This is a genomic window from Aurantivibrio infirmus, assembly GCF_054767315.1.
Window position 1 is genome coordinate 52,327 of the sequence record NZ_BAAFSK010000004.1, and the last position, 12,724, is coordinate 65,050.

The window sequence follows — 12,724 nt, forward strand, 5'->3', positions numbered from 1 at the left end:
AGAAGAAAACGTCGGGGGAATGCCTATTTGGATTACAAGATCCCAATAGGTCTTACATAGATTTGATTCAGTGCACCGTTCTTGATCTCTACAGATCTTTGTTATGGATGACAAACAATCTAGCTAAGCCTCAACACTCCTTCATATTTTTCTCATACCCTAATGTTCATGACCCTAAACTGTTCACGCCCGTAAATAGCATCGAGCGATAATCGAAGAATTTATAAACCTATAAGCTAGGAAACTAATTAAGCAATGACCGAAGTACGCGACATTCTTGTCACCAACGCCCTACCCTATGCAAATGGCCCAATACATTTAGGCCATCTTGTCGGTTACATCCAAGCGGATATTTGGGTGCGGTTTCAGCGTATGCGTGGCCACAAGGTTATTTATGTCTGCGCGGACGATGCCCACGGCACCGCCATCATGCTTAAAGCCGAACAGCTAGGTATTACGCCTGAACAACAAATCGCAAAAATCAAACAAGAACACGAGCAAGACTTTAGTGATTTCCGTGTCGACTTTGATAATTTTCACACCACCCATTCAGACGAGAATCGCGAACTATCGGAAACTTTTTACAAGCGCCTGCTAGCGAATGGCCATATTAGTGCCCGCACAATTACCCAAGCTTACGATCCCGAAAAAGAAATATTTTTATCGGATCGTTATATCCGCGGTACTTGCCCACGCTGCAAAGCCGACGATCAATATGGTGATAACTGTGAAGTCTGTGGCGCGACTTATCGCGCCGATGAACTTATCAAGCCGACATCAGTTTTATCCGGCGCAACACCAATCCAAAAAGATTCCGAACACTTCTTTTTAACTTTAGGCGAGTTTACTGACTACTTAAAAGAGTGGACACGCGCAGGGCATTTACAATCAGAAGTTGCCAACAAATTATCGGAGTGGTTAGACGATGGTTTACAAGAATGGGATATCAGCCGCGACGCTCCCTACTTTGGATTCGAAATTCCCGACCAACCCAACAAGTTTTTTTATGTCTGGCTAGACGCTCCCATTGGCTATATCGCGAGTTTTAAAAATTACTGCGAAAAAAACAATCTCGATTGGCAATCTTACTGGTCACCGGACTCTGACAAAGAGCTTCATCATTTTATCGGCAAAGACATTATCAACTTCCACGCGTTATTTTGGCCCTGCATGCTCACCTCAGCGGGTTTTAGAACGCCAACAAAAATTGCGGTGAACGGTTTCTTAACCGTGAACGGTGCCAAGATGTCGAAATCGCGCGGTACCTTTATTGACGCTCGTACTTATTTAGAAAACTTAAACCCCGAGTACTTGCGTTATTACTACGCAGCAAAGTTGTCGAGTGGAGTTGACGATTTAGATTTAAACCTAGACGACTTCACCCAGCGCGTAAATTCTGACTTGGTGAATAAGTTTATTAATATCGCTAGTCGCAGTGCCAAGTTCATTGAAAAAACTGGCGGCAAGCTATCATCAAACATTGACGATCCAGAATTGTGGCAACGTTTTGTCGACGCCAGCGACTCTATCGCAGCACATTACAATGCGCGGGACTTCAGCAAAGCCATGCGTGAAATCATGGAACTGGCTGACCTCGCCAATGAATACGTATCGCGCAAAGAACCCTGGGCTATGTTTAAAGATCCAAACAATGCGCAAGCCGTCAATGATGTGTGTTCCTTCGCGATTAACTGCTTTCGTGTTTTGGCAATTTATCTCGCGCCAGTGCTGCCGAATTTGGCTGACAAAAGCGAAGCCTTTCTCAATAGCAAACTCGAATGGACAGCAGCACCTGTATTCTTAGGCGACCATTCAATTGGTAAATTTAAAGCCTTAATGGCGAGAATAGAAAAAGACAAGGTCGAAAAAATGGTTGAAGCCAGCAAAGAAACGCTAGAAAGTCCGGCGAGCGAGAATGGTGCAGACAACAAAAACCTGAGTGGCTCATTGGCGGACGAACCTATCGCGGCGGAAATTAAGTTTGACGATTTTGCAAAAGTTGATTTGCGCGTTGCAAAAATCGTCAAAGCTGAACATGTCGAAGGTGCCGATAAATTATTGCGCCTAACCCTAGACTTGGGTGGCGAGACCCGCAACGTTTTTGCAGGGATTAAAAGCGCCTATGATCCGGCCGACCTCGAAGGGAAATTAACCGTGATGGTCGCCAACCTCCAGCCACGAAAAATGAAATTCGGCATGTCCGAAGGAATGGTCTTGGCAGCAGGCCCAGGTGGAAAAGAAATTTATATCTTAGAACCTGGCCCCGGCGCCGCGCCCGGCATGCGAGTAATGTGATTTTTAGCTCTTGATCAGAGAATAAACCCTATGACAGATTTTGCGATTATTTTAATTGGTGCAATTCTGGTTAACAATTTTGTCCTCGTACAATTTTTAGGTTTATGCCCCTTCATGGGCGTATCGAATAAATTGGAGAGTGCAATTGGCATGGCGGCGGCAACTACGTTTGTATTAACCCTTGCTTCAGTGTGCAGCTACTTAGTTAGCACTTTTATTTTGGTGCCCTTTAATCTTGTTTACTTAAAAACCATTTCATTTATTTTAGTGATTGCCGTCGTCGTACAATTTACGAAAATGTTCATCGACAAGTCCAGCCCACTATTATCACGCGTACTCGGTGTTTTTCTACCATTGATCACCACCAACTGTGCTGTACTTGGTGTTGCCTTACAGAACACGACGAAAGCACATAACTTTATTGAGTCATCTCTATATGGCTTTGGTGCTGGCATTGGTTTTTCTTTGGTGCTGATTTTATTTTCCGCGATGCGGGAACGCTTGAGCTTTGCCGATGTACCGGTGCCGTTTAAAGGTGCAGCAATTGGGATGATCACGGCAGGTTTAATGTCCTTGGCATTTATGGGCTTCGCCGGACTCATTTAAATTTTTAAAAATTAGTAAAGCTGATGATAGAAATACTTCAAGAATTTGTTATGCAACCTTCAGTTGCGCGCGCAGTACTTGCACTGGTGGGACTGAGTGTGGTTTTCGGTGGAATTTTGGGTTTCGCAGCAGTGAAATTTAAAGTCGAAGCAGATCCCATCGTCGATCAAATCGATGCTCTTTTACCGCAAACCCAGTGCGGACAATGCGGACATCCGGGTTGTCGCCCTTACGCCCAAGCGATCGCTGATGGTGAAGCAATAAACCACTGCCCCCCTGGCGGGCAAGCGACAATAAACACCTTAGCGGACCTGTTAGGCGTTGAAGTACTTTCATTGGATGAAGAACACGGCGAAGAAAGCGAAATACCCAATGTCGCTTACATTCGTGAAGACGAATGTATTGGTTGCACTAAATGTATTCAAGCTTGTCCGGTAGATGCCATTCTAGGTGCCGCGCAACTTATGCACACTGTTATTGCAAATGAATGTACCGGTTGCGATTTATGCGTTGAACCTTGCCCGGTTGATTGTATTGACATGATTCCATCTAGCACGGGAATCGCCGCTTGGCATTGGGAATTACCTAAAGACCCGGGAAAAAGTTTCGCAACAATAATTGCCTCGGATAAAAACCAGCAAGCAGATAATAATCACGACGACAAAAACTCTTCCGATGATCCAGACGATCAGCAAGGAGTTGCCGCGTGAGAAAACTCTGGGACATTCCTGGCGGTGTTCATCCTCCAGAACATAAAGAACAATCGACGCAATTGCCGATCGCGGCTTTACCATTACCTCCATTTATTGTCTTACCGGTTTCACAGCACATTGGTGCACCGGCTGAGCCTATCGTTAACGTTGGCGATCTCGTTCTTAAAGGCCAGTGTGTCGCGAGCTCTGAAAAATCTTTAAGCGCAAAAATTCATGCTTCTACAAGTGGGGTGGTTACTGCTATAGAAGAAAGGCCACTGCCTCATGCTTCAGGCTTATCGGGTTTATGCATTGTTATTGAAAGCGATGGCAAGGATGAGTGGATTGATTTACAACCTTGCAATAATTATGAAAACTACTCTAAACCAGAAATCATCGAGAAAATTCACAATGCCGGCATCGTCGGCATGGGTGGAGCGGGCTTTCCTAGCGCAATAAAACTCAATTCGCCATTAAAAATTTCGACATTAATTATTAATGGCACCGAGTGCGAGCCTTACATTACCTCTGACGATTTACTTATGCAGACCGAAGCAGAAGAAATTGTCAGAGGCATCGAGTTACTGAATTTCTTATTAGAAAGCCCAAAAGAAATTTTGATCGCCATTGAAGACAACAAACCAAAAGCGATCGAGTCCATGCGTACTGCGCTTGCCAACAGCAAACTTTCGCAATTGGAAAACAAATGCATTGAAGTCGTCCCCTTACCGACTAAATATCCCAGCGGTGGAGAAAAACAACTTGTTCAGAACTTAACGGGTGCAGAAATCCCAAGCGGAAAACTCCCCGCCGATATTGGCATTACCTGCCAAAATGTCGCTACCGTCCGAGCTGCCTATCGCGCAGTATATTTAGGTGAACCTTTGATCTCTCGCGTCACCACCGTTACTGGGAACGCTTTTTCAACACAACAAAACGTCCATGCATTATTAGGCACCCCCATTAGTTTTATTTTGGAGCAACAAGGCTACAAAGAAGACCAAGCCAGCCGCTTAGTCATGGGCGGACCAATGATGGGGTTTACTTTGTTGAACACCGCCGCACCTGTGGTAAAAACAACAAACTGTTTATTAGCACCAACTAAAGAAGAAGCGCCCGATCCCGGCCCCGCTCAAGCCTGTATACGCTGCGGCATGTGTGCCGAAGCTTGCCCAGCGAGCTTATTACCACAACAACTTTACTGGTACGCTCGTGCAGAGGATCCCGACAAATTAGTTGCCCATAACTTAATGGATTGCATTGAGTGCGGAGCCTGCTCCTATGTATGCCCGAGCCAAATACCACTGGTGCAATACTATCGCGCGAGTAAAAGTGCTTTACGACAACATGCCGCAGAAAAAGAATTATCTGACCGCGCCCGCGAACGCTTTGAATTTCACAAAAATCGCGTTGAACAAGAAAAAGCAGAACGAGCAAAAGCGCGAGAAGAAGCCGCCGCAAAAGCCAAAAAACGTAATGAAGAAAAAAGACTGCTTAAGGAGCAGCAGCTTTTAGAAGAACAAAACAAAGCTGAGCCAGGTAATGGAATTTCTTCTGCAGAAAGTAAACCAAACTTATCTACGCCTGATACTGAGGCCTCGCAAAATAATGAGCTCGCCAAACTAGAACGCGGCTTACTTAGCGCCAGTGATCGAGTTGAAAAATTAAAAAGCAAACTAGCGGAACTGGGATCATCAGAAACGAGCCAAGCTGATGCGACGAGAGCACGGATTAAAGAATCGGAACTGAAATGTGAAAGTTACCGAGAAAAAATCGCGGCTTTAAGCTCCTCGAAGCAAGACGAGAGCAATTCCGCTGGCGATGAACAAACGACGCAAACAAGCATTGTTAATACTGAGTCAGAGGCATTAGCAAAACAAGCGCATGTAGATCCAAACAAGGTATTACCAGAAACAACTGAATCGGAAAATGCAGAACCAAAAACTATAGATTCAGAAAACGTAGACCCAGACACTGTAGACTCAAAAACTAATGCATCAGATATTAACGCTGCTTCCGAAAACAACGCTAGCGATGCTCACCTAAGCGAACATCAACGTGAAGTCATTGCAAAATTGGAAGAACAACTGAACGCTACCCAACAAAAACTTTCTGTCGCTGACACGGAAGATGAAGAATCAATCGCTGCGCTTAATCTATCGATCAACATTTTGACTCAGCGAATTGAAAGTACGCGAAATCAAGGTGAGTTGGAAGTACAAAAAACGCTATCGCGGGAACAAGAAAACCGAAACAAAAACCACGCTGACGTAAGTGACGCCATTCAGCGCGCTATGGAACAAACTTTGACCTCAAATCACTCTGATATGAACGATGGGCTACAACAGCATATTGATTCCCTACAGAATTTATTACATTCCGCCCAGGAACAATTAGCCAAGAATCCCGACGCATCAAAAATGAGTGAATTAGAGCAAGCCGTAATCGCACTTGAAGAAAAATTAGCGGCGAGCGTTGAAGAATCTAAAACAGAAGAGAAGAGTTAGAAAATTAGCGTGTACTGCGTACGCTAATTTAATGAACATATTTTTATCGAGAACCCTATGGCACTGCCACAAATAAGTTCACCACACACCCACAATCACAATTCCACCCAGGAAGTGATGTTTTATGTCATGGTCGCAACAGTGCCAGGCGTAATTGCACTCACGCATTTTTTTGGTATTGGTAGCTTATTAAATATTACGTTAGCGTGCGTCACCGCGATCGCATGCGAAGCCGCCGTATTGAAAATACGTAAACGCCCAATCGGATTTTATCTTCGCGATTATAGCGCCTTAGTCACAGCCGTTTTACTGGGTATTGCCTTACCACCTTATTGCCCTTGGTGGATTGTAGTGGTCGGTGTTTTTTGCGCGATAGTATTAGCTAAACAACTGTACGGTGGCTTGGGTTACAACCCCTTTAATCCTGCGATGGTTGGCTACGTCATTTTGTTAATTTCGTTTCCCGCTGCAATGTCTCAATGGGCCGCACCCTCCCCTGCACTAGCAGAAGGACAATCGCTTATCGATCCATTAATGGCCCTCGGAAAAATTTGGTTGGACTCAGGGTATGACGCATACAGTGGCGCAACGCCACTAGAAATAATCAGACACAACGAAGGTGATACTTTACTGCAACTTCTCGCTAACGAACCCGTGTTCAGCCAGGCGAGATGGGCTGGGGCTGGGGCAGGTTGGGAATGGGTTAACATTGGATTTTTTGCTGGTGGAATATTTTTATTGTACAAAAAAATATTTACTTGGCATGCACCGGTGGCAATGCTGGTGAGCTTATCACTAATGGCCATTTTATTTTATGACAATGGCAGTTCCGAAAGCCCAGGCAGTCCTCTGTTTCATTTATTGTCTGGCGGTACCATGCTCGGTGCATTTTTTATCGTTACCGATCCTGTTACCTCGGCAAGCAGCCAACTAGGCAAACTTATTTATGGTGCGCTCATTGGCATGCTTATTTTCGTGATTCGTGCCTGGGGTAATTATCCCGACGCCGTTGCCTTCGCAGTTTTACTCATGAATTTCGCAGCACCTTTTATCGATTACTACACCGTGCCGCGAAGTTATGGGCATGCGCAGCGGAAGAATGTTATTAAGAAACAGTAAACACATATAAACATCACCAAAGGGTTTAGAACAAAACAACATGCTAGGAAACTCAATAGGATTTAACAGCATTCTGCTCGGCTTATTTGCCTTGGTTACCGCCGCCATTCTAGCAGTGACCAATGAGCTTACTGCAGATAAAATCGTGGTCGCGAAAGAACGTGCCGCGCAAGCCGCCTTGTTTGAAATTATTCCCCGTGATCAGCACGACAATGATTTGTTCGCCGATACAACACCGGTGGTTAGCGACTTCGTTGAATTTTTGGGTTTGCAGGAAAAATCAGACGAGCAACGTTTAATTCATCTCGCTCGCAAAGAGAACCAAGCTTTTGCAGCAATCATTCCATCCGTTGCCAAAGACGGGTATAGCGGCGACATTGAAATGATTATTGGCATTAATAGCGCAGGTGAGATAGCTGGAGTTCGCGTGACCAGCCACAATGAAACGCCCGGACTCGGTGACTATATTGACGTGCGAAAAAGTAATTGGATACAAAGTTTTGATGGCAAAGATTTGCATTCTAATTTTTCCGAGCGTCAAGAAATCATCCTTAACAATCAGGGTGAAGCCTATGACCAACTTACCGGGGCGACCATTACTCGCAAAGCCGTGATTCGGCAAGTGAGAAAAACCCTATCTTATTTCGATATCACTAAGCCCTTAGAGAGCGAATAAAATGAGCGATAACATCGACACGGATCAAGGAAACAGCTCTTCAGAAACAGGGTCTGAAGGTACTTCCAACATCATCGCCAAAGAAACTAGCATTAGCTACAAAGAAATTAGCGCGAATGGTTTATGGAAAAACAACGCGGCACTCACTCAGCTGCTAGGCTTATGTCCTTTGCTGGCAGTTACTGGGTCAGTTGTAAATGCCCTTGGTTTAGGCATTGCAACTATGGCCGTATTAGTGGGATCAAACTTGGCGGTTTCGATAATTCGTAATGCCGTCAGCGATGCGGTTCGTCTTCCAGTATTCGTTATGATCATTGCATCGTTCACCACTTGCACCGAATTATTAATGCAAGCCTATACATATGAGCTTTACCAAATCCTTGGTATTTTTATTCCGCTCATCGTTACGAACTGCGCCATTCTTGGTCGCGCTGATGCCTTCGCCAGTCGCAACCCGATTATTCCTTCAATCGTCGATGGTTTGATGATGGGCTTAGGTTTTGGTTTGGTACTGGTAACCATCGGCGCAATGAGAGAAGTGCTTGGTGCAGGTACGCTATTTTCCAATATGCATTTATTGTTTGGTGATGTCGCACTGAATTGGGAACTCACATTAATTAGCGATTACAGCGGCTTCTTAGTCGCCGTATTGCCACCCGGAGCTTTTCTTGCAGCGGGGCTTTTAATTGCCGGTAAAAACTGGATTGATGGTGAGATTAAACGACGTGAGCTATTAAACCAGCAACCTATCGTAAAAGGTGCGAAGCGCGTTAAAACAACTTCTGTACTTGGATAAACTGCCTTTGGATGGGAATTAACTTCTGAAGGGGTAAAAAACTATTGAGCTATAGACGAATATCGTTACAGCTCAATAGTTTGATTTTAAAATCTAGGCTTCTTATTATTCGAGGCCTCTCACCATCACAACATGCTCAACACCGCGAATAGCATCAAGCACTTCTTCCGAAGGTACTTGTTCAACATCAATGATATTGTAAGCAACGTCGTTTCGGCTCTTGTTCATCATATCGATAACGTTTACGTTTTTATCAGCAAGAATTCCAAGCACATTTCCCAATACACCCGAAACATTTTCGTTAATAAAAGTAATTCGGTAGCCACCGGCTCGGGACATTTTTACCGCAGGGAAATTTACTGAGTTAACAATGTTGCCGTTTTCCAAATAATCCATTAGCTGGTCTGCGCCCATAATTGCGCAATTTTCTTCCGCCTCTTCGGTACTCGCGCCGATGTGCGGCATGGCAATAACGTCAGTGCGACCAATCAAACAAGGCTCAGGAAAATCGCAAATATATTGGCTGAGTCCACCGTTATCCAAACTATTCACTACCGCTTGCGCATCAACAATTGCGTCGCGAGCGAAATTCACCAAGACAGCGCCGGGTTTAACAGCTGCAAGAGAATCACTATTGATCATGTGCTTAGTCGCTTCCAGTGCAGGAACGTGCAAAGTAATATAGTCGGCACTGGCCAATAACGACTGTAAGTTTTCTTTACGAATAACTTCACTGGGTAAACGCCAAGCGGCTTCGATTGAAATCGCAGGGTCATAACCTGCAACATCCATCCCCATCGCCAAAGCCATTTCAGCGACCATAGAACCAATAGCGCCTAAACCCACCACGCCGAGTTTCTTGCCTTTCAATTCGGAGCCCGCGAAACGTTTTTTCTCGCTCTCCAACAACTTACCCATTTCACCGGCGTCTTTCATATCACCCAAAGTTGAAACGAAATTCATCCCAGGAACAATTCCCCGCGAGCTTAACAATAATCCGGCGAGCACTAATTCTTTAACTGCGTTCGCATTGGCGCCGGGTGAATTAAAAACCACGACACCTTTCTTTGTGTATTCGTCGACAGGTATATTGTTCACACCTGCACCTGCACGAGCGACAGCTTTTACAGAAGCAGGAATTTCTTCACCGTGTAGCTTGTGCGATCGAAGAATAAAGCCATCAGGATCACTAAGATCAGCAGCCACTTGATACTTTTCTGGGCTAAAACGACTTAAGCCTTTGTCAGAAATTGCATTGTAGGTTTTGATTTTAAACATCATAACTTCCCATTTTTAAACTAAAAACTTTGATTGTCGTCAATCGATCAACTCGCTGTAGCGGTTTCATAAGCCCACTTCAGCCATGGGCCCAGCTTTCTCAAATCATCCGCTTCAACTGTTGCTCCGCACCAAATACGTAGACCAGGAGGCGCATCTCGATAAGCTCCAATGTCGTATGCAACACCTTCGTCAGCCAACAGAGACACCATCTTTTTGATTTGGTCAGCACTTGCATCCACTGTTAAACACACACTGGTATTTGAAATGGTTTCTGCTTTTTCGGCAAGAAATCCCAGCCAAGCATTTGCTCCGACAAAATCACTCAATACCGCTAAATTTTCTTGGGATTTTTTAATTGCGCCGTCAACACCTCCCAGGCTTTTTACCCAAGCCAGCGCGTCAAGATAATCCGCAACACAAAGCATAGAGGGTGTATTAATGGTTGCGCCCACAAAGATATCTTCAATCAGCTTTCCGCCCTTCGTGAGTCGAAAAACTTTTGGCAATGGCCAGGCTGGAGTATAACTTTCAAGTCGTTCAACCGCGCGCGGACTCAAAATCAACATGCCGTGTGCGCCTTCACCGCCAAGCGCTTTTTGCCAAGAGAAAGTCACAACATCGAGCTTGTCCCAATCCATATCCATCGCGAATACTGCAGAAGTCGCATCACAAATAGTGAGACCAGCACGATTTGCAGGAATCCAATCAGCGTTGCTAACTTTTACACCGGAGGTGGTACCGTTCCAGGTGAATACAACATCATTGTCGAAATTCACTTCCGCAAGATTAGGCAATTGGCCGTAGTCCGCTTCCATTTTTCGAACGTTATCCAGCTTGAGTTGCTTGGTAATGTCGCTAACCCAACCTGAACCAAACGATTCCCAAGCGAGAACATCAACACCGCGCTGACCTAACAACGACCACATTGCCATTTCAACCGCACCGGTATCTGAGCCAGGTACGACACCAACTCGATAGCCTTCAGGCAGGCCTAAGACTTCCGCAGTTTCCACACAGACCTGCTTGAGTAATTTCTTACCCAGCGATGATCGATGTGAACGCCCAAGAGATGCAATATCAAGCTTTGATACGTCGTAACCAGGTCGTTTAGCGCAAGGACCTGAAGAAAAATTTGGATTGTTGGGTTTAACCGTGGGTTGCATGGCCATCCTCAAAATTGCATATGTCTATTGGTTGTGAAAGTACGTCGTGATTGGCGACGAACGTGGTCGATATCTACGAAATGGTGATTTACCTTAGGGGCCTTGCATAAGTCCCGCTCAAATCGCAGTCAAATGATGGACTGGAGAGCCAAAATTTGGGGGCGCTATTATGCCAGTAAATATGCCTGGAACACAGAGAGGATTAGGAAATACCCGAGATTTCTATTTGGAATGACCAGAGATCTGGATGAGCTAAAACCCGCTAAACAAACCGATGCCGAAGATCACGTATCCAGCAATCGAGGAAGGGCCCTTAATAAGCTCGAAAATCAGAACCGAGAGGTATTACGATCGAAGGATGTTAATCGTCTAAACTGAGATCGACTTCAGGAAAGCGCCCAGAAAGGGTAATGATGGCTTCTTTGCGGTCTCGGGAATTTGTGATCAACCCATCTATTTCCGCAAGGAAGTATTTTTTCCACTCTAGGGTTCCACCAGCTTTATCGGCAAAATCAATCATCACTTTTCGATAGTTCAGCAGTGCATTCAGCTGAGCGTCTTCACTATCCAGCATGAAATCGGCTAAGTTGCTAGCATCCTCTATGAAAGCGGTAGTCTCTTCGCCCAAGAAGGCATTACGTGAGGTCTTCATGGATTCATCAAAATCGCTCACGGTTTGGCGATAGCCTTTGATCAACATATTCACTTGATACTGTGGCAACTCTTCAAAGGCCTGCATCGACTTTGACCCAGAATATATAACCACATAGATTGACCCTGCCAATAAACCTAAAACTAACAACAAAGCGATGGGGACGGCGACTTGCAAACGCCGCAACCGCTTTTTAAACAAAGGTAGGGCGCTAGCGAGTTCGTCTTCCTCACTAGGCGTCTGTTCCTTTTCTTCGTTTTCGTTCTCGCTCACGTATTTCAGCCTTTACTTCTTCGGCGGTTTTTTTTGCGCAACAATACTGGCTTTAATGTCGGCTTCTCGCTGTTTCGAAACAGAGACCGCGTCTTGAACCTTTTCGCTATAATTTTTGGTCCAAACCCGGGACCCTGGAACCATAGTCGCAAGGTTAGAAGTACTCTCCAAACTCAACTCCAGCAGACTGCGATGATCCACCTCTCGCTGTGCCAGAAGCTGTCGCAAGCCATTAATTTTTTCATCTTGATAAATTTTCCGAACAGCTTCCAATTCATCAGTAAACTCAAAATACAGCTTCGCCTCAGAATTATGGATGGCGATTAAGTGGTTAAGGTGTAAATCCAATTCATCTAACTGCTCGGTAAATTCTTCAGATAAGACTTCACGACGAGAGGACATTTGGCCGTTTATGACTAGCACGCAGGTCACTAAGATACTCACCACGATCACGGTAAAGCCGAATAAGCCAAATACCAAATTGCGATTGGTTTTAATCGACGCGCTCAGTTTATCCGCCTCGCTGAGGACCTCTTCCTGCTCTTCAGATTCTTCTTCTTTCGCCATTTCCGCGTACCTTGGCTGCCACTAACAGCCCAATTAGCCCAATTACGGGCATCTCTCTAACTATCGGCCATTTAGCCTATAAGTTTAGAGACTGTCA

Annotated in this window: 11 protein-coding genes; 7 read left to right on the top strand and 4 right to left on the bottom strand. The window is 45.1% G+C overall.

Annotated elements, in window-relative coordinates; all coding sequences use genetic code 11:
- Nucleotides 1–255: 255 nt before the first annotated feature.
- Genes metG through ACYUCY_RS09740 form a run of 7 tightly spaced genes read left to right on the top strand, consistent with a single transcriptional unit; the run spans nucleotide 256 to nucleotide 8,691 of the window.
- Nucleotides 256–2,295 carry a methionine--tRNA ligase gene (gene metG, locus ACYUCY_RS09710; protein WP_460226288.1) on the top strand — a complete coding sequence of 680 codons (2,040 nt, stop codon included), beginning with the start codon at nucleotides 256–258 and terminating at the stop codon, nucleotides 2,293–2,295.
- A gap of 30 nt (nucleotides 2,296–2,325) precedes the next feature.
- A complete protein-coding gene (gene rsxA / locus ACYUCY_RS09715) occupies nucleotides 2,326–2,901 on the top strand; it encodes an electron transport complex subunit RsxA (RefSeq protein ID WP_460226289.1) in 576 nt (191 codons plus the stop codon).
- Between the two features lie 23 nt (nucleotides 2,902–2,924).
- On the top strand, nucleotides 2,925–3,611 hold the full coding sequence (rsxB, locus tag ACYUCY_RS09720; protein WP_460226290.1) for an electron transport complex subunit RsxB: 687 nt from the start codon (nucleotides 2,925–2,927) through the stop codon (nucleotides 3,609–3,611).
- Nucleotides 3,608–6,100 carry an electron transport complex subunit RsxC gene (rsxC, locus tag ACYUCY_RS09725; protein ID WP_460226291.1) on the top strand — a complete coding sequence of 831 codons (2,493 nt, stop codon included), beginning with the start codon at nucleotides 3,608–3,610 and terminating at the stop codon, nucleotides 6,098–6,100. The genes rsxB and rsxC overlap by 4 nt, the downstream gene beginning before the upstream one ends.
- 57 nt (nucleotides 6,101–6,157) lie before the next feature.
- Entirely contained in the window at nucleotides 6,158–7,219 is a 1,062-nt protein-coding gene (gene rsxD, locus ACYUCY_RS09730) for an electron transport complex subunit RsxD (RefSeq protein WP_460226292.1), read from the top strand.
- 40 nt (nucleotides 7,220–7,259) lie between these two features.
- Nucleotides 7,260–7,895: an electron transport complex subunit RsxG gene (gene rsxG, locus ACYUCY_RS09735; RefSeq protein ID WP_460226293.1), complete on the top strand. Its 636-nt coding sequence runs from the start codon at nucleotides 7,260–7,262 to the stop codon at nucleotides 7,893–7,895.
- Between the two features lies 1 nt (nucleotide 7,896).
- Nucleotides 7,897–8,691, top strand: a complete 795-nt coding sequence (locus tag ACYUCY_RS09740; protein WP_460226294.1) for an electron transport complex subunit E — start codon at nucleotides 7,897–7,899, stop codon at nucleotides 8,689–8,691.
- A gap of 105 nt (nucleotides 8,692–8,796) precedes the next feature.
- Here the strand turns inward: ACYUCY_RS09740 and ACYUCY_RS09745 are convergent, their stop codons facing one another.
- The 4 genes from ACYUCY_RS09745 to ACYUCY_RS09760 form a co-directional block, all read right to left on the bottom strand.
- The gene (locus ACYUCY_RS09745) at nucleotides 8,797–9,969 is read right to left on the bottom strand and encodes a phosphoglycerate dehydrogenase (RefSeq protein WP_460226675.1); all 1,173 of its coding nucleotides are present in this window, start codon (nucleotides 9,967–9,969) and stop codon (nucleotides 8,797–8,799) included.
- Nucleotides 9,970–10,016: 47 nt separating this feature from the next.
- Nucleotides 10,017–11,135, bottom strand: a complete 1,119-nt coding sequence (locus tag ACYUCY_RS09750; RefSeq protein WP_460226295.1) for a phosphoserine transaminase — start codon at nucleotides 11,133–11,135, stop codon at nucleotides 10,017–10,019.
- 361 nt (nucleotides 11,136–11,496) lie between these two features.
- Nucleotides 11,497–12,060: a hypothetical protein gene (locus ACYUCY_RS09755; RefSeq protein ID WP_460226296.1), complete on the bottom strand. Its 564-nt coding sequence runs from the start codon at nucleotides 12,058–12,060 to the stop codon at nucleotides 11,497–11,499.
- 12 nt (nucleotides 12,061–12,072) lie between these two features.
- Nucleotides 12,073–12,627, bottom strand: a complete 555-nt coding sequence (locus ACYUCY_RS09760; RefSeq protein ID WP_460226297.1) for a hypothetical protein — start codon at nucleotides 12,625–12,627, stop codon at nucleotides 12,073–12,075.
- Nucleotides 12,628–12,724 lie beyond the last annotated feature (97 nt).

Bases quoted from the DNA above. Each gene is read 5' to 3' on its own strand.
- metG (WP_460226288.1), top strand. From the start codon at position 256: ATGACCGAAGTACGCGACATTCTTGTCACCAACGCCCTACCCTATGCA.
- rsxA (WP_460226289.1), top strand. From the start codon at position 2,326: ATGACAGATTTTGCGATTATTTTAATTGGTGCAATTCTGGTTAACAAT.
- rsxB (WP_460226290.1), top strand. From the start codon at position 2,925: ATGATAGAAATACTTCAAGAATTTGTTATGCAACCTTCAGTTGCGCGC.
- rsxD (WP_460226292.1), top strand. From the start codon at position 6,158: ATGGCACTGCCACAAATAAGTTCACCACACACCCACAATCACAATTCC.
- rsxG (WP_460226293.1), top strand. From the start codon at position 7,260: ATGCTAGGAAACTCAATAGGATTTAACAGCATTCTGCTCGGCTTATTT.
- ACYUCY_RS09740 (WP_460226294.1), top strand. From the start codon at position 7,897: ATGAGCGATAACATCGACACGGATCAAGGAAACAGCTCTTCAGAAACA.
- ACYUCY_RS09745 (WP_460226675.1), bottom strand. From the start codon at position 9,969: ATGTTTAAAATCAAAACCTACAATGCAATTTCTGACAAAGGCTTAAGT.
- ACYUCY_RS09750 (WP_460226295.1), bottom strand. From the start codon at position 11,135: ATGCAACCCACGGTTAAACCCAACAATCCAAATTTTTCTTCAGGTCCT.
- ACYUCY_RS09760 (WP_460226297.1), bottom strand. From the start codon at position 12,627: ATGGCGAAAGAAGAAGAATCTGAAGAGCAGGAAGAGGTCCTCAGCGAG.